20 protein-coding genes are annotated in these 17,805 nt (G+C 42.7%); all 20 read left to right on the top strand.

All coding sequences use genetic code 11. The annotated features are described in order from the left end of the window. The first annotated feature begins 7 nt into the window (after positions 1 to 7). The 20 genes from WMO43_RS12330 (at position 8) to WMO43_RS12235 (ending at position 17,742) form a co-directional block, all read left to right on the top strand. A complete protein-coding gene (locus WMO43_RS12330) occupies positions 8 to 715 on the top strand; it encodes an N-acetylmuramoyl-L-alanine amidase (RefSeq protein WP_353531409.1) in 708 nt (235 codons plus the stop codon). Between the two features lie 74 nt (positions 716 to 789). Next, entirely contained in the window at positions 790 to 2,325 is a 1,536-nt protein-coding gene (locus tag WMO43_RS12325; RefSeq protein ID WP_353531408.1) for an L-threonylcarbamoyladenylate synthase, read from the top strand. Continuing rightward, entirely contained in the window at positions 2,313 to 2,942 is a 630-nt protein-coding gene (upp, locus tag WMO43_RS12320) for a uracil phosphoribosyltransferase (protein ID WP_177963561.1), read from the top strand. The genes WMO43_RS12325 and upp overlap by 13 nt, the downstream gene beginning before the upstream one ends. A 71-nt stretch (positions 2,943 to 3,013) precedes the next feature. Next, complete coding sequence (locus tag WMO43_RS12315) at positions 3,014 to 3,499, top strand: deoxycytidylate deaminase (protein ID WP_177963562.1); 486 nt, start codon at positions 3,014 to 3,016, stop codon at positions 3,497 to 3,499. Positions 3,500 to 3,656: 157 nt separating this feature from the next. Then, positions 3,657 to 3,896, top strand: a complete 240-nt coding sequence (locus WMO43_RS12310) for an AtpZ/AtpI family protein (protein WP_177963563.1) — start codon at positions 3,657 to 3,659, stop codon at positions 3,894 to 3,896. Further along, complete coding sequence (locus WMO43_RS12305) at positions 3,880 to 4,305, top strand: hypothetical protein (protein ID WP_353531407.1); 426 nt, start codon at positions 3,880 to 3,882, stop codon at positions 4,303 to 4,305. Before WMO43_RS12310 ends, WMO43_RS12305 begins: the two co-directional genes overlap by 17 nt. A 40-nt stretch (positions 4,306 to 4,345) precedes the next feature. Further along, the gene (gene atpB, locus WMO43_RS12300; protein WP_177963584.1) at positions 4,346 to 5,050 is read left to right on the top strand and encodes a F0F1 ATP synthase subunit A; all 705 of its coding nucleotides are present in this window, start codon (positions 4,346 to 4,348) and stop codon (positions 5,048 to 5,050) included. A gap of 19 nt (positions 5,051 to 5,069) precedes the next feature. Beyond that, positions 5,070 to 5,327 (top strand): ATP synthase F0 subunit C, encoded by a 258-nt coding sequence (atpE, locus tag WMO43_RS12295; protein WP_177963585.1) that lies wholly within the window; start codon positions 5,070 to 5,072, stop codon positions 5,325 to 5,327. A gap of 68 nt (positions 5,328 to 5,395) precedes the next feature. Continuing rightward, positions 5,396 to 5,911, top strand: a complete 516-nt coding sequence (gene atpF, locus WMO43_RS12290; protein WP_177963565.1) for a F0F1 ATP synthase subunit B — start codon at positions 5,396 to 5,398, stop codon at positions 5,909 to 5,911. Continuing rightward, positions 5,899 to 6,465, top strand: a complete 567-nt coding sequence (atpH, locus tag WMO43_RS12285; RefSeq protein WP_177963566.1) for an ATP synthase F1 subunit delta — start codon at positions 5,899 to 5,901, stop codon at positions 6,463 to 6,465. The genes atpF and atpH overlap by 13 nt, the downstream gene beginning before the upstream one ends. Before the next feature lie 32 nt (positions 6,466 to 6,497). Continuing rightward, positions 6,498 to 8,003, top strand: coding sequence for a F0F1 ATP synthase subunit alpha (gene atpA, locus WMO43_RS12280; protein ID WP_177963567.1), 1,506 nt, complete (start codon positions 6,498 to 6,500; stop codon positions 8,001 to 8,003). Between the two features lie 18 nt (positions 8,004 to 8,021). Continuing rightward, positions 8,022 to 8,882, top strand: a complete 861-nt coding sequence (gene atpG / locus WMO43_RS12275; RefSeq protein ID WP_177963568.1) for an ATP synthase F1 subunit gamma — start codon at positions 8,022 to 8,024, stop codon at positions 8,880 to 8,882. A gap of 41 nt (positions 8,883 to 8,923) precedes the next feature. Further along, positions 8,924 to 10,315, top strand: a complete 1,392-nt coding sequence (atpD, locus tag WMO43_RS12270) for a F0F1 ATP synthase subunit beta (protein WP_177963569.1) — start codon at positions 8,924 to 8,926, stop codon at positions 10,313 to 10,315. Positions 10,316 to 10,326: 11 nt separating this feature from the next. Beyond that, complete coding sequence (atpC, locus tag WMO43_RS12265) at positions 10,327 to 10,731, top strand: ATP synthase F1 subunit epsilon (protein WP_177963570.1); 405 nt, start codon at positions 10,327 to 10,329, stop codon at positions 10,729 to 10,731. Positions 10,732 to 11,008: 277 nt separating this feature from the next. Then, a complete protein-coding gene (locus WMO43_RS12260; RefSeq protein ID WP_294665678.1) occupies positions 11,009 to 11,254 on the top strand; it encodes a TM1266 family iron-only hydrogenase system putative regulator in 246 nt (81 codons plus the stop codon). 62 nt (positions 11,255 to 11,316) lie between these two features. Continuing rightward, the gene (hydE, locus tag WMO43_RS12255) at positions 11,317 to 12,360 is read left to right on the top strand and encodes a [FeFe] hydrogenase H-cluster radical SAM maturase HydE (protein ID WP_353531405.1); all 1,044 of its coding nucleotides are present in this window, start codon (positions 11,317 to 11,319) and stop codon (positions 12,358 to 12,360) included. A gap of 21 nt (positions 12,361 to 12,381) precedes the next feature. Continuing rightward, positions 12,382 to 13,800 (top strand): [FeFe] hydrogenase H-cluster radical SAM maturase HydG, encoded by a 1,419-nt coding sequence (gene hydG, locus WMO43_RS12250; protein WP_353531404.1) that lies wholly within the window; start codon positions 12,382 to 12,384, stop codon positions 13,798 to 13,800. 96 nt (positions 13,801 to 13,896) lie between these two features. Beyond that, complete coding sequence (locus WMO43_RS12245; protein ID WP_353531403.1) at positions 13,897 to 14,625, top strand: hypothetical protein; 729 nt, start codon at positions 13,897 to 13,899, stop codon at positions 14,623 to 14,625. 191 nt (positions 14,626 to 14,816) lie between these two features. Then, positions 14,817 to 15,518, top strand: a complete 702-nt coding sequence (locus tag WMO43_RS12240) for a response regulator transcription factor (protein WP_177963575.1) — start codon at positions 14,817 to 14,819, stop codon at positions 15,516 to 15,518. A gap of 1 nt (position 15,519) precedes the next feature. Then, entirely contained in the window at positions 15,520 to 17,742 is a 2,223-nt protein-coding gene (locus tag WMO43_RS12235; RefSeq protein ID WP_353531402.1) for a sensor histidine kinase, read from the top strand. The last annotated feature ends 63 nt before the right edge of the window (positions 17,743 to 17,805 follow it).

The following is a 17,805-nucleotide window of genomic DNA, read 5'->3' as shown; positions in this document are numbered from 1 at the left end:
GCTCGGTATGAAAAAGAAAATAGAACTTATTATGGCAGTCATTCTTCTTGTGTCCGCGGGATTTTTAGCAAAACGCGGTGCAATCTATGTGCAGCAGAGTAAAGTTGCCAAAACGCAGACCTGTATCGTGATTGATGCCGGTCATGGCGGAGATGATCCGGGGAAAATCGGTATCAATGGGGAAAAAGAAAAGAAATTAAATCTTGCTATCGCAAAGAAACTCCAAAAGATTTTAGAAAAAAAAGGATACAGAATTGTCCTGACCAGAGACAGCAATAAAGGGTTATATCACAGAACTGCCCGCAATAAAAAAGTAGAGGACATGAAGAAACGCTGTGAAATTATTAATAAGGAAAAGCCTGTTTTTACCATTAGTATTCATCAGAACAGTTACCCTGAGGAATATGTAAAGGGAGCACAGGTCTTTTATTATGGAGAATCGCAGGAGGGAAAAGAGTTAGCAGAAGTTCTCCAAAAGAGTCTGGTTGCAGAACTGGATAAAGAAAATCACCGGACAGCCAAAGCGAATGAGAGTTATTATCTGCTCAAAAAGACAAAAACACCGACGGTTATTGTAGAGTGTGGATTTTTGAGTAACCGTCAGGAAGCAGAGCTGCTGTCAGACGCGGAATATCAGCAGAAAGTTGCCGTGGCGATCAGCAAAGGAATTGAAAATTATCTGAATGAAGAAGCAAAGGATGGAAAGAAACCGTAGATAGAAATATTACAAATCTTGTAAGAATTGTTTCTTTTGTTGCGATATTTTCATAACGTGGTATAATAAAAATTATGAAAACAGAAATAGAGAAGCTAAATTTAGAAGCCATAGATGATAAAATCATTGCAAAAGCAGCAGCTATCATTCGTGATGGCGGGCTGGTAGCATTTCCAACCGAGACAGTATACGGGCTCGGAGCAGATGCCATGCAGGCATCCGCAGCAAAGAAGATTTACGAAGCAAAGGGAAGACCATCTGACAACCCTTTGATCGTTCATATAGCAGATGTGTCAGCTTTAAGAAATCTGACGGATGAAGTGCCGGGAAAGGCAGTAAAACTTGCGAAAGCATTCTGGCCGGGACCACTGACCATGATCGTAAAAAAGAGTGCAGCAGTTCCATATGAGACAACCGGTGGAATGGACACCGTGGCAGTGCGGATGCCGAACCATCCGGTAGCGCTGGCATTGATAGCGGCAAGCGGAACTTATATTGCGGCACCAAGTGCCAATACATCCGGCAGACCAAGTCCTACGACAGCAGAGCATGTCATGACAGACTTAAACGAGAAGATTCCTTTGATCTTAGACGGTGGAAGCGTAGGGATCGGAATTGAATCTACGATCATCGATTTAACGGAAGAGACACCGATGATCCTGCGTCCGGGATATATTACACAGGAGATGTTAGAAGAAGTGATCGGAGAGGTTCATGTAGATCCGGGATTGATCGCATCTGATTCATTGCAGAAACCGAAAGCACCGGGGATGAAGTACAGGCATTATGCACCAAAGGCAGATCTTACCGTCGTTACCGGTGAAAAAAAGGATGTGATAGGCACGATTAACTATTTATCACATACAGGGATATCACAGGGGAAAAAGATAGGAATTATAGCAACCGATGAAACAGCCGGAGAATACCGGTGTGGAGATGTCATCAGCATTGGAGCAAGAGAAGACGAAGATGCGATTGCAAGACATCTTTATGGCATACTGCGTAAATTTGATGATCTGGATGTGGATACCATCTACTCTGAGAGCTTTGAATCCGAAGGACTGGGGCAGGCAATTATGAACCGTCTGTTAAAAGCAGCAGGTCACCATGTTTTGCAGGCAGTACAGGAGAAAAAGATGAAGGCATACGACAGGATCATATTTGCAGAGGATGGGGGGACATGCCGGGCACCGATGGCGGCAGGCATTTTAGAGGAACAGATATTAAACCGTCCGGTGGAAGTACTTTCGCGTGGACTGGTAGTGCTTTTCCCTGAACCTTTGAATCAGAAGGCAGAGGCGGTCATGATCAGTAACGGTTTAAAGTCGGAAGGTTTTATGTCGGAGCAGATCACCGAAGAGGATATTACAGACAATACATTGATCCTTACTATGAGTGAGGAGAGCCGTCAGAAGATATTTGAGCTTTTTCCGAATGTGGAAAAAGAAGATGTTGCGGTACTGACAGAGTTTGTAGGGGATGAGTTAGAGATTTTAAATCCATATGGCGGAAACCTTCAGGCATATGGGATCTGTTATGAAACATTGAATAAGTCGATAAAAAAATTAGTTAAAATACTTAATGAAGGAGAAGAAAAATGTCAAAAGTAATTGTTATGGATCACCCGCTCATTCAGCATAAAATCGGATGGATACGAAGAGCAGATACCGGTTCAAAGGATTTCAGAACACTGATCAGTGAGATTGCAATGCTGATGTGCTATGAGGCAACCAGAGATTTAGAGTTAACAGATGTGGAGATCACCACACCGATCTGTGCTACAACCGTAAAGGAATTAAAAGGAAAGAAATTAGCAGTCGTTCCGATCTTAAGAGCAGGTCTTGGAATGGTAGATGGAATGTTAGCAATGATCCCATCCGCAAAAGTAGGTCATATCGGATTATACCGAAATGAAGAGACTTTAGAGCCGGTAGAATATTACTGCAAGCTGCCAAAAGACTGTGATGAGCGTGAAGTATTCGTGGTAGACCCGATGCTTGCAACCGGAGGTTCTTCCGTTGCTGCGATCCAGATGTTAAAGGACAAGGGTGTAAAGAGAATTCATTTCATGTGCATTATTGCAGCACCGGAAGGTGTAAAACGTATGCAGGAAGCACACCCGGATGTTGATGTGATCGTTGGAGCATTAGATGATCATCTGAATGAGCATGGATATATCGTACCGGGACTTGGAGATGCGGGAGACCGTATTTTCGGTACAAAATAGGAGAAAGAATACAGCGGATTGTCAAATATTTGACAATCCGTTCTTCATATATATTGGAAGGAGGAATACATATGAGTGACAAAAGGGAAGACTATATCAGTTGGGATGAATATTTTATGGGCGTGGCAATGCTTTCCGGCATGCGTTCAAAAGACCCGAATACACAGGTGGGAGCCTGTATCGTAAGTCCGGATCATAAGATCTTATCCATGGGCTACAACGGATTTCCGTCAGGATGTTCCGATGATGAGTTTCCATGGGCGAGAGAGGGCGAACCGTTAGACAACAAATATTTTTACACGACACACAGTGAATTGAATGCCATTTTGAATTACCGTGGCGGCAGTCTGGAGGGTTCTACGTTATATGTTTCACTTTTTCCGTGTAACGAATGTGCAAAAGCCATTATACAGTCCGGGATCCGCTATATCATCTACGATGAAGATAAATACAAAAACACACCGGGAGTCATTGCGTCTAAGAGAATGTTAGATGCAGCAGGTGTAAAATACCGCAAATATGAACATACGAACCGGGAGATTAAGATGATTTTATAAAATACCCGGAAAACCATAGGAAATCAGTTATAAAACAGGTGGAATATGGAAAAATAAAATGTGTGAAAATTTTGAGAAATACTGTGGACAATTTTAAGAAAAATAGTATAATATGAATCTATATAGTTTGCGGTATGCAAACGGAAAGGAGCTATGTGTGAAGTACAAAAAGAGCGTTTATCAGTCACTTGTTCTGATTACACAATTTGGTATTAACATGATAGTTCCTATTTTTTTATGTACGGGACTTGGTATTTTTATTGATAAAAAGTCAGGTCTCGGCTTTTTTATAATTCCATTATTTATTTTAGGAGCTCTTGCCGGGTTCCGAAATTGCTATATCGTAGCAAAAAAAATATACGAAAGTGATGATAAGAAGCATGATAAAGAGACTTAACAAGGCACTTCCGGCTCTTTTGCTTGGGATTGTACTCTATGGTCTGCTGGTGCAGTTCATAGGAGTCTGGTTTGTAAAAGATAAATTGCTTTATAGCACGGGACTTTGGATTGGCATTGCGATGGCAATGGGAATGGCGATCCATATTGCTGTTGTGATCGAAGATGCGATTGCACTCAATGGCGAGAATCATGCAAAAAATAAGATTGTCGCATGGTCCCTTCTAAGATATATGATAGTAGTGATCATATTTTTTGTCACGTTAAAATTCCGCTTAGGAAATGTACTAATGGAATTTGTCGGAGTTATGGGATTAAAGGCAGCGGCCTATCTGCAGCCTTTTATTCATAGAGTACTGTATGGTAGTGAGGGGGAGGAGAAACCGTCAGAGAACAGTACTGTCATATAACAGTAACTAAGGAGGTGAAATTGTGAGTGATGCAATTTTGATGGCGTCCGGAGCAGATGATATTGATTTTATGATACATGGGCTTTTTTCCTATGAATTATTCGGTCATAAAGTATGGATCACGACGACACATGTATGTGTGCTGATCGTAATGCTGGTATTGATCGGATTTGCCTTTGTAATAAACCGTAAGATGAAGCATGCAACGGATGTACCTGATACGTTACAGAATATCGCAGAGCTGATAGTGGAGAAATTAGATGGTATGGTGGAAAATGTAATGGGAGAGAATTCCCGGAAGTTTAAGAACTATATCAGCACCATCTTTTTATTTATTTTATTCAGCAATATATCCGGTCTGTTTGGACTCAGACCACCAACTGCGGATTATGGAACAACGCTGGCAATGGCATTGATTACATTTACCATGATCACATTCTGTAAATTCAAGTATCAGAAGGTAAAAGGTGTGCTCCAGGGTCTTTGTGATCCGTGGCCATTCTGGGCACCGATTAATATTATTGGAGATTTGGCAGTGCCGGTATCCCTGTCTTTGCGTTTATTCGCAAATGTATTATCGGGAACCGTAATCATGGCATTGATTTATGGCCTTTTAGCGAAAATTGCAATCGCATGGCCGGCAGCATTACATGTCTACTTTGATTTATTCTCAGGAGCAATTCAGACATATGTATTCTGTATGCTGACAATGACGTATGTAAATCAGGCAATGGACACAGAATAAGTTATTTTAGGAGGATTATATTATGATTACAGGAAATGATTTAATTTTAGCATGCTCAGCAATCGGAGCAGGTCTTGCAGTTATCGCAGGTATCGGACCTGGTATTGGTCAGGGTATTGCAGCAGGACATGCAGCAGCAGCAGTAGGAAGAAATCCGGGTGCAAAATCCGATATCACTTCTACCATGTTATTAGGACAGGCGGTAGCAGAGACAACAGGTCTTTATGGTCTGTTAGTTGCAATGCTCTTACTTTTCGTAAAGCCACTGGCAAAATAATGGCGGATTTTAAGAGTGAGTCATACTCACGATATAAGAATAACGGAAAGGAGGCATACTTCTAAGTTATGACAAGGTTATTTGATCTGGATTTTCAGTTATTGCATGATACCGTGTTAGCGGCGATCGCTGTGTTTGTACTGTTTCTGTTTTTATCTTACCTTTTATTTAATCCGGTCCGTAAGATGTTAGAAGACCGTAAGATGAAGATCAAGACAGACTTAGATACGGCAAAACTCGATAAAGAGGATGCGGCGGCATTAAAAGCAGAATATGATGCAAAGCTGAAAAATATTGAAAAAGAGGCTGAGGAGATTTTAAGCGAAGCCCGCCAGAAAGCATTGAAAAACGAAGCACGGATCGTGGAAGAAGCGAAGGAAGAGGCTTCCCGCATCATCAAACGTGCGAACGAAGAAGCAATACTTGAAAAGAAACGTGCAATGGACGAGATGAAGCAGGAAGTCATTGGTATTGCGTCCATGATGGCACAAAAGGTTGTATCGGCTTCCATTGATACAACGATACAGGATACCTTAGTGGAAGAAACATTGAAAGAGATGGGTGATTCAACATGGCAAAATTAGTATCCAAAACATATGGGGACGCTTTATTTGAAACTGCTGTGGAAGAACACCGTGTAGATGATTTTTTTGAGGAGACGGAAGGAATTCTGCGTGTCCTTGAGGAAAATGAAGAATTATCCCGGCTGATGAGTCATCCACAGGTTGTAAAAGAAGAAAAAATGCAGCTCATCGAGAATATCTTCAAAGGAAAGGTGTCAGATGAGATTGTCGGACTGTTAGAACTTTTAGTGGAAAAGGACCATTTTGGAAAAACAAAGGATGTTCTGGTTTACTTCAGAGATGAAGTAAAGGAATATAAGAAGATTGGAACCGTTCATGTAACTTCTGCCATGGAACTGTCCAAAGAGCAGAAAGAGCAGGTAGAGAAAAAGCTGTTAGAAACGACAAACTATGTGTCTTTTGAGATGCATTATGAAGTGGATACGGCTTTGATCGGAGGAATGGTCATCCGTATGGGCGACAGAGTGGTAGACAGCAGCATCCGTACAAAGTTATACAATCTGTCCAAGGAGCTTTACCATATTCCGATCGGAATGGTAGAGAGTGGACAATAAGAAATTTAGTTGAAAGTAGGTGAGGAAGTTCCATGAATTTAAGACCAGAGGAAATCAGTTCCGTTATTAAAGAGCAGATCTTACGTTATGCGGACAAACTGGAAGTGACTGACGTTGGTACAGTTATCCAGGTAGCAGACGGTATCGCTCGTATTCATGGCCTTGAGAATGCAATGCAGGGAGAGCTTTTAGAATTCCCTGGAGAAGTATATGGAATGGTATTAAACCTCGAAGAAGATAATGTTGGTGCCGTATTATTAGGTGACCAGAAGAATATCAACGAAGGAGATACCGTAAAAACAACCGGAAGAGTCGTGGAAGTACCGGTAGGCGATGCAATGATCGGACGTGTAGTAAATGCACTGGGTCAGCCGATCGACGGCAAAGGACCGATTGAAACTACAAAATATCGTCAGATCGAAAGAGTAGCATCCGGTGTTATTTCCAGAAAATCTGTAGATACTCCGTTACAGACGGGTATCAAAGCAATCGACTCCATGGTGCCGATTGGAAGAGGTCAGCGTGAGTTGATCATCGGTGACAGACAGACCGGTAAGACAGCGATCGCAATTGATACGATCATCAATCAGAAGGGTCAGAATGTAAAATGTATCTATGTTGCCATTGGACAGAAGTCCTCTACGGTAGCATCGATTGTAAATACATTAGAAGAATTTGGTGCAATGAGTTACACCACGGTAGTAGCATCTACAGCAAGTGAGCTTGCACCGTTACAGTATATTGCTCCATACGCAGGATGTGCGATCGGAGAAGAATGGATGGAAAATGGAGAAGATGTACTTGTTGTGTACGACGATCTGAGTAAACATGCAACAGCATACCGTACACTTTCCTTACTCCTTAGAAGACCACCTGGACGTGAAGCATATCCGGGAGACGTATTCTACTTACATTCCAGATTGTTAGAGCGTGCAGCAAGACTTTCCGACAAATTAGGCGGAGGTTCCCTGACAGCACTTCCGATCATTGAGACACAGGCAGGAGACGTATCCGCATATATTCCGACCAATGTTATTTCCATTACAGATGGTCAGATTTATTTAGAGACAGAGATGTTTAATGCAGGTTTCCGTCCGGCGATCAATGCGGGTCTTTCCGTATCCCGTGTAGGTGGTGCGGCACAGATCAAGGCGATCAAGAAGATTGCAGCACCGATCCGTGTAGAGTTAGCACAGTACCGTGAGTTAGCAGCATTCTCACAGTTTGGTTCCGAGTTAGATGCGGATACGACTGAGAAGTTAGCACAGGGTGAAAGGATCCGTGAGATCTTAAAACAGCCTCAGTACAAACCACTTCCGGTAGAGTATCAGGTTGCAATTATTTATGCGGCTACGAAGAAGTATCTTTTAGATATTCCGGTAGAGAAAATTCTGGATTTTGAACAGGCATTATTTGAATGTATTGATACAAAATATCCGGAGATCATCACATCGATCCGGGAGACAAAAGAGCTTGCAGAAGAGACAGAGCAGAAATTGATCAAAGCGATTGAAGAAAGCAAGGCAGATTTTAAATAAGAATGGCGGTGAGCAGATATGGCCTCAATGAGAGATATTAAAAGAAGAAAAAGCAGCATACAGAGTACGCAGCAGATCACAAAAGCCATGAAGCTTGTATCTACCGTAAAACTGCAGAAGGCAAAAGTCCATGCAGAACAGGCAAATCCATACTTTAATTATATGTATCGGACAGTAACATCAATGCTTGCAAAAACGGGAAATCTGAACCACCCTTATTTAAATAAAAATGATTCCGATAAAAAAGCCGTGATCGTCATTACTTCAAACCGTGGACTGGCAGGAGGTTATAATGCCAACGTAGTCAAGATGATTACGGGAGCCGGTTTTCAGAAAGAAGATGTAGAATGTTATACGATCGGAAATAAAGGTAGAGAAGTCTTAGAACGCCGTGGCTATGAGATCAAGGCATCCTATCCGGAGGTGATAGAATCCCCGGAGTACGCAGATGCAGCAGCAATCTGTAACGAGGTGCTCGCGTCTTATCAGCGTGGTGAGATCGGAGAAATCTATTTAGCGTATACGCATTTTAAGAATACGGTTGTTCATGAGCCGAAACTGATGAAACTCCTTCCGGTGGAATTCGATGATCTAGAGATACCGGATGAGGACGAGAGCAACGTGCTTATGAACTATGAACCGAATGAGGAAGATGCTTTGGATATGATCATACCGAAGTATGTGACAAGTCTTTTTTACGGAGCCTTTGTGGAAGCAGTGGCAAGTGAGAATGGTGCAAGAATGCAGGCGATGGATTCCGCAACAAGCAATGCGGAAGATATGATCAGCGATTTAACATTGAAATATAACAGAGCACGTCAGGGCTCCATTACGCAGGAATTAACAGAGATCATTGCGGGAGCGGAGGCGATTTCCTAGCAGTTGTGTTAGGAAAAAACAGAAAAGGAGTGATAGGAAAGATGGCAGAAACAAACGTGGGAAAAATCACTCAGATTATTGGTGCCGTACTGGATGTTAAGTTTATGGAAGGACATCTTCCGGAGATAAATGACGCAATTGAAATTCAGAGAAAAGACGGAGGAAAATTAACCGTCGAGGTATCACAGCATCTGGGTGACGATACGGTACGGTGTATTGCCATGGGTCCTACAGACGGATTAGTGCGTGGAATGGATGCAGTTGCAACCGGAGGACCAATTTCAGTTCCGGTTGGCGAGGCAACTTTAGGACGTATGTTTAATGTCTTAGGTGAACCCATTGATGAAGTTGAAGCACCGAAAGATGTAGAGTATATGCCGATTCACAGAAAGGCACCGGCCTTTGAAGAGCAGGCAACTTCTACAGAAATGTTAGAGACAGGTATCAAGGTCGTAGACCTGCTCTGCCCATACCAGAAGGGTGGAAAAACAGGTCTGTTCGGCGGTGCCGGTGTAGGAAAAACGGTACTGATTCAGGAGTTAATTCACAACATTGCGACAGAGCATGGTGGTTACTCCGTATTTACCGGAGTTGGTGAGCGTACCAGAGAAGGTAATGACCTTTACTATGAAATGAAAGAATCCGGAGTTATTGACAAGACCTGTATGGTATTCGGTCAGATGAATGAGCCGCCGGGAGCGCGTATGCGTGTTGGTTTAACGGGACTTACGATGGCAGAATATTTCCGTGATAAAGGTGGAAAAGATGTATTGTTATTCATCGACAATATTTTCCGTTTTACACAGGCAGGTTCTGAGGTGTCCGCATTACTTGGACGTGTACCTTCTGCCGTTGGTTATCAGCCGACATTACAGACAGAGATGGGTGCATTACAGGAGCGTATCACTTCTACAAAGAATGGTTCCATTACTTCCGTTCAGGCAGTTTATGTGCCGGCAGACGATTTAACGGACCCGGCTCCGGCAACGACATTTGCACATCTGGATGCAACAACCGTATTAGACCGTTCTATCGTAGAGCTTGGTATTTATCCGGCAGTAGACCCGTTAGCTTCCACTTCAAGAATTCTTGACCCTCGTATTGTAGGTGAGGAGCATTTCCAGGTAGCGCGTGGTGTACAGGAGATTTTACAGAAATATAAGGAATTACAGGATATCATCGCAATCTTAGGTATGGACGAGCTGTCAGAGGATGACAAGCTGGTAGTAAACCGTGCCAGAAAAGTACAGAGATTCTTATCCCAGCCGTTCTTTGTGGCAACACAGTTTACAGGCTTAGACGGAAAATATGTACCGATTGCTGAGACGATCCGTGGATTCAGAGAGATTCTGGAAGGAAAACATGATGACATTCCGGAGAGTTATTTCTTAAATGCAGGCAGCATTGATGAGGTGCGTGCCCGCATGAAGTAAGGAGTGAGCATATGGCAGACGACAGAATATTTTCGGTAGAGATCATTACGCCGGACCGGATATTTTATAAGGGCGAAGCTGAGATGATCGAGTTCACAACGGTAAATGGAGAAATAGGAGTCTATAAGAACCATATTCCGCTGACAACCGTTTTAGCGCCGGGAATTGTTACGATTACAGGACCGGAAGGAAAGAAAGAAGCAGCAGTGCATTCCGGCTTTGCTGAGATTTTGCAGGACAAAGTAACATTTTTAGCAGAGATCGCAGAGTGGCCGGATGAGATTGACGTGGCTCGTGCCGAGGCGGCAAAAGAGCGTGCCGAGAAGCGGCTGGCTTCCCATCAGGAAGAAGTAGATGTCAAGAGGGCAGAGTATGCACTCAGAAGAGCATTGGTGCGGCTGGATATCAAGCGGTAGGTTTTATAGCAGACTTCTTAAAAGAATATTCATAAAAATAGACAAACCTCATAGAATATGTTACTCTATAAAAACAAACACCTGATTTCAAAGGTTCGTCCTGCGAAAAAAGGCACAGACAGTAAAAGAAAATCCATCTGAAGGATGTTTTTAAAAGAGTTTTTAGGAGAGCTGACAGATGGGGATTTTGCGTAAATAAAACCTGTGCCTTAGGGCACAGGTTTTTTAAATTTGTGCACGTTATTTTATATCATATAAAAATTATAAAGGAGGCAGTATGGAGACCAGACTTGCAAACATTGCAATCATTGTGGAAAAAGAAGAAAGTGTGGAGCGTTTAAACCAGATCCTCCATAAATATGGCAGTTATATCATAGGCAGAATGGGAATACCGCACAAAGAACGTGGAGTAAATATCATCAGTATCGCGATCGATGCACCGCAAAATGAGATCAGCAGTCTTTCCGGAAAACTCGGAATGTTAGACGGTGTAACGGCGAAGGCCGTCTATTCCAAAGTCTGAAAACTGATTTTAGGAAAATATAGCAGGAGACAAAATAAAAAAGAAAGTATAGAGAGATAAGTATGCATCTGTTAGAAAAATTAGAGCAAAACAGAAATCTTACCTTAGAAGAGTGGCAAGCGCTGATCCAGAAACAGTCAGAATATCAAAAAGAAGCGGAAAAGAGAGCAAATATCCTGCGGGAGCAGAATTTTGGCAACCGGATTTATGTACGCGGATTGATCGAATTTACAAATTATTGCAAAAATGACTGTTATTACTGTGGGATACGAAAAAGCAATCAGAATGCAGAGCGTTATCGTCTGAGTACAGAGCAGATTTTAGAATGTACGGATACCGGATATGAGCTGGGATTTCGCACGTTTGTCCTTCAGGGCGGAGAAGATGTATGGTATACGGATGAGCGGATACTAGAGCTTGTGCATGCGATCAGGGAGCGTCATCCGGACTGTGCGATCACGCTCTCCCTTGGTGAGAGAAACCGCGACAGCTATGAAGCATTTTTTAAGGCAGGGGCGGACCGTTATCTGCTTCGCCATGAGACTGCCGATAAAGAGCATTACGAGAAACTTCATCCCAAGGAGATGTCTTTTGAACACCGCATGGAGTGTCTGCGAACATTAAAAGACATCGGCTATCAGGTCGGATGCGGTTTTATGGTGGGAAGTCCTTATCAGACAACACAGACATTGGCAGAGGATCTGTTTTTTATACAGGAATTACAGCCGCATATGGTCGGGATCGGACCGTTTGTGCCGCATCACGAGACCCCATTTGGAAAAGAAGCGGGCGGAACCGTGGAACAGACCCTATATCTGCTCAGCCTGATCCGGATGTTAAAACCGGATGTTCTGCTTCCGGCAACCACAGCGTTAGGAACCATTGACCCGTTAGGGCGGGAAAAAGGCGTACAGGCAGGGGCAAACGTAGTGATGCCGAATCTTTCGCCGACCAATGTAAGAAAAAAATATGAATTATATGATAACAAAATCTGTACGGGGGACGAAGCAGCAGAATGTCGTTACTGCCTAAACCGCAGAATGGAAACCATCGGCTGTGAACTTGCAACCGACCGGGGCGATGCACCGGGCTGGGAACACCGTTAGGAAATAGAAGGAGGAAAAATAATGTATAATCCAAAATCAAGCAAAGCAGAGGAATTTATCGCACATGAGGAAGTCTTAGCTTCCTTGGAATATGGAGAAAAAAACAAGAGCAATGTGGAAGAGATTGACCGTATCCTGAATAAGGCACGGGAGAAAAAAGGTATCACACACCGGGAGGCAATGGTGCTTTTAGATTGTGATATTGAAGAAAAAAATCAGGAAATCTACGCATTGGCAAAAGAAATTAAAGAGGAATTTTACGGTAACCGTATTGTAATGTTTGCACCGTTGTATCTGTCTAATTATTGTATTAACGGTTGTGAATACTGTCCATATCATGCAAGAAACAAGCATATTGCAAGAAAGAAACTGTCCCAGGAGGAGATTGTCAAAGAAGTTACGGCGCTTCAGGACATGGGACACAAACGCCTTGCATTAGAAGCAGGAGAGGACCCGGTCAACAATCCGATCGAGTATATTCTTGAGTGTATCCAGACGATTTACGGTATCAAGCATAAAAACGGAGCCATCCGTCGTGTCAATGTCAACATAGCAGCAACAACTGTCGAGAATTACCGTAAATTAAAAGAAGCCGGAATCGGAACCTATATTTTATTCCAGGAAACCTATCACAAAGAAAACTATGAGAAACTTCATCCGACAGGACCGAAACATGACTATGCATATCACACAGAAGCAATGGACCGTGCAATGGATGGAGGTATTGATGATGTCGGCTTAGGCGTGCTGTTCGGACTCAATAACTATCGTTATGATTTTGCAGGGATCATCATGCATGCCGAGCATTTAGAGGCAGCAAAGGGAGTCGGACCACATACCATCAGCGTACCGCGTCTGCGCCGTGCCGATGATATCGATCCGGATGTATTTGACAATGGAATTTCTGACGATCTCTTTGCAAAAATCGTAGCCTGCATCCGTATTGCCGTTCCATATACAGGCATGATCGTGTCCACCAGAGAAAGTGCCGAGACCAGAAAAAAAGTATTACAGCTTGGAATTTCCCAGATCAGCGGTGGTTCAAGAACCAGTGTCGGCGGCTATGTAGAAGAAGAGCCGGAAGAAGAAAATTCTGCACAGTTTGACGTAAGCGACAGAAGAACGTTAGATGAAGTAGTCTGTTGGTTGATGGAAATGGGCTTTGTACCGAGTTTTTGTACTGCATGCTACCGTGAGGGAAGAACCGGTGACCGTTTTATGAAGCTGTTAAAGAGCCGCCAGATCGTCAACTGCTGTCATCCGAATGCACTGATGACCTTAAAAGAATACTTAGAGGATTATGCTTCCCCGAAAACAAAAGAAATCGGTGAAGCCCTGATACAGAAAGAATTGAATGTCATCACGAATCCAAAGGTCAAAGAAAAAACAGCAGAATACATTGCGAATATCCATAATGGACAGAGAGATTTCCGGTTCTAGGAAATTCTACATCTTGTGTATTCTTTCTTGAAAAGCGTACTATTTTGTGCTATCTTAGAATAAGTAAAATTAAGGCAGTACATAGGGAGAGCAGGAATGAGTGTACAGGACAAAGTAGAGCGGGTTCTTCGTGAATTCTATGTGTTATATTCGAGAAGCGAGCCATATGACAAGAATGCTGAACGGGTGATCGTCAACAAAAAAGAGGCATTGGCATTGCTTGAGCAGTTGAAAAGCTGCATGAATGAAATGATGGAAGAATACGAAATGACTTCAAACAGCAGAGAACGCGGCGAGCGTGAAGCGAGAAGACGCCGGGATGATATCATCTGGGATGCAAATCACAAGGCAGAAGATATTTATGCGGCATCAGTTCTCTATTCTAATGAAGCACTCGGGCATATCCAGACAATTATACAGAATGCAACGGATGAAATGGAAAAGATGTTCCATACTGCAAAGAAAGAAATGATGAAGCAGCAGCAGACCGTTCGTGAAAATCAGTTGGAGCTGAAGTCTTCGTTAGAAGATTTGAAGGATACAGATAAATACCGAAAAGTAATCGAGGAACGAAATAAAGAGATCAAGAAAAAGAAAGAACAGGACAGCCAGAAAAAAGTAAAAGAGAATACCGGGGCTGGAATGACGGCATTTCCGGCAGGAAAACCGGAAATAAAAGTAAACCCGGCATACTTTGAAAAGATCGGAAGGCCTGTTCCGGTACCGGATGTGTCGGAGACAAAGGCAGCACCGGAGCTGGATATCAAAGTAAATCTAGATGCGGAATACTTCCGCTGGAGACAGAAGAAAAAAGCAGATGGTTAAAAAACGTGCCCATCAGATATGGAAAGAAACTTTCCATATCTGATGGGCACAATCATTTAGGTAACACATATCCTATAATTTTTATCTTTGAATTTTCCAAAACAACATCTTCAAAATATCTTAAGAAATAATTCCGTGTGAAACCCCATAATTCATGGTAGAATAGGGAAAACAGGAAAGGACGAAGAAAAATGGACAAGGTCAATATTTTAGTGTGTGACGATGATAAAGAAATTGTCGATGCAATAGAGATATATTTACAGCAGGAAGGGTATCATGTGATCAAGGCATATGACGGAGAGCAGGCGATCGAGCAGTTAGAAAAAAATGATGTACAGCTTCTCATTATGGATGTTATGATGCCAAGACTGGATGGCATTCGGGCAACCTTGAAGATCCGTGAGAACAGCAGTATTCCGATCATCATTCTCTCTGCAAAGACAGAGGATGCAGATAAAATATTAGGACTCAATATCGGGGCAGATGACTATATCAGCAAACCATTTAATCCACTGGAACTGGTGGCGCGTGTCAAATCACAGCTTCGGCGTTATATGCATCTGGGCAATGTGGCAGATGAGAATATGAGCGTATACCGGGTAGGCGGTCTGGAGATCAACGATGACTTAAAAGAAGTAAAAGTGGATGGAGAGACGATCCGCCTGACACCGATAGAATATAATATTTTACTTCTCCTTGTAAAAAATGCAGGAAAAGTATTCTCCATTGAGCAGATCTATGAAAGCATCTGGAACGAAGAGGCGGTCGGAGCAGACAATACCGTGGCAGTCCATATCCGTCATATCCGGGAAAAGATAGAGATAAACCCGAAAGAACCACGCTATTTAAAGGTGGTCTGGGGTGTTGGCTATAAAGTAGAAAAAGGAGTATAGCATGAAGAATCACCGTTATTCAACGGCAGGAAAAATAGCAACGGTCATTATACAGCAGTTCATGGCGGTCCTGCTAGTGGTATTCCTGTTATTGTTAGGAAGTCTGTTTAGTAAGAGCATGCTGGAATTTCAGGATATCGGAAAAGGCGGATTTTTAGATTCCGGATATTTTACACAGGAATTTAAGAGTACCACCGTCGAGGTACAAAATCTTATTAATCTGCGTAAGAAATTTGAGACAAACGGAGAGTATGACCCGTCAAAAGCCGTGACGGTTACCGGAGATCTCCAGTATCGGCTGGGAGATCTAGAGGCATGGGCAAAAGAGGGATGCAGCTATCAGGCGGCAGGATATTTAAGTCTGGTGGAAGAGACCTATCCGGCAGTCAACGGCGGCGGCTATATTGAGCGGTATCTGAACGGAGAGATCAGTACGCAGGAAGCGACGAATATTTCTAATGCCATTGAGAATATGATGTTCTCTATCACAAAAGACATAGATACCTATAAGAGACTGATCAACAAGTATGATGCAGGAAAATCAAACGTAGCATATTATTACAGGAGTATTAATGGAGCGGTATACACCAACCTGAAATTAGAGGAAGGTGGAAAAGAAGAGGCAAGACAAAAGATCGAAGATCTCGGACAATATCTGTGCTACGATGATGAGGACATACATTTCGATACAAATATCAATAACTTAGAAGAATATTTTTATCAGGATGAGACCTACATTACCGGAAACATGGACACCGATGCCGTATTTATGATGGGAGTGAATGCAAAACTTCCATATAAAGACCATTTTTATAAAGCAAAAGAGTCCTATAACCGACTGCATCCGTGGATAAAGATCAGTATTATCACAACTTTTGTGAGTATCATAGGCTGGATAGCGGCACTGGTTTACCTGAGTACTGTCACGGGACGAAAATCCCACGAAGATGAGGTGCATCTGAACGGCTTTGATAAGATCAAAACAGAAATCGTCATAGTGGCGGGAATTCTGCTGATCAGTGCAGGAAACATGATGACAGGCAGACTGCGCTCCCATTCATGGGAGATTTCGGGACTTCTGATCATGGGAGGAATCTTAGCGTTTGTAGGAAATGCCTGCTTTTTACTGTTTTATCTGAGTATGATCCGCAGACTCCGCGCAGGAACACTCTGGAATAACAGCGTGTTTTATATGGTCATAGATTTAATACAGACCTATTATAGAGGCGGAAAGGCAACCGGAAGATTTCTGGTACTGTATATTTTAGAAGGAGCCGTGATACTGATCTTTGCTGCATGGGGCTATTATTATTCGCAGCCGTTGTTTTTAGCGGCACTGGCGATCCTGCTTATTGTATTTGGAATTTTTATCTTAAAAGACCGCGTACAGCGCCAACAGATTATCGAAGGAATTGAAGAGATCAAATCCGGAAATCTGGAATATAAGATCCGGTCGGAAGAGTTTACCGGGGATAACAAGATACTAAGTGAAGGAATTAACAATCTCGGAGACGGATTGGAAAAAGCGGTAGATGCGAGCATGAAAAATGAACGGATGAAGGCAGATCTGATCACAAATGTATCGCACGACATCAAGACACCGCTGACATCCATTATAAATTATGTAAATTTACTGGAAAATGAAAAGATCGAGAATGAGAAAGTAAATAATTATATCCACATTCTGAAAGAAAAATCAGCACGTTTAGAGCAGCTGACGGAAGATTTGGTAGAAGCATCCAAGATCAGCTCCGGCAATATTGTGTTAGAGATGGTCCGGATCAACTTAGTGGAACTGGTTTATCAGACCGCCGGAGAATTCAATGAAAAATTCGAGCAGCGGAATCTGACCATATTTACAAAAATGCCAAAAGAATCGATTGTTGTCATGGCAGACGGCAGGCGGATCTGGCGCGTGTTGGAAAACCTTTATAACAATGTCGCAAAATATGCACTGGAGGGCACGCGTGTCTATGTGGAATTGGACAAAAAAGAAGACGAAGCCGTATTTTCTATTAAAAATATTTCCTCAAAACCACTCAATATCCCATCGGATGAGCTGACAGAGCGTTTTATCCGGGGAGATGTCTCAAGGACAACGGAGGGAAGCGGACTGGGTCTGTCGATCGCGAAAAATCTTACCACATTGATGGGCGGAACCTTCGATATTATTTTAGACGGGGACCTGTTCAAGGTAATGATCACATTTCCACTTGCTTTTTAGTGGGGCTTTTATTATAATTTTTTGTGGAAAAGTATGTCGGCGGTGAGCTTTTTACCGCCGATT

This window comes from Maccoyibacter intestinihominis, from assembly GCF_040096355.1.
Lineage (GTDB): Bacteria > Bacillota > Clostridia > Lachnospirales > Lachnospiraceae > Maccoyibacter > Maccoyibacter intestinihominis.
Note: the sequence above shows the minus strand (reverse complement) of the source record. Positions and strands in the feature narration are given on the sequence as shown.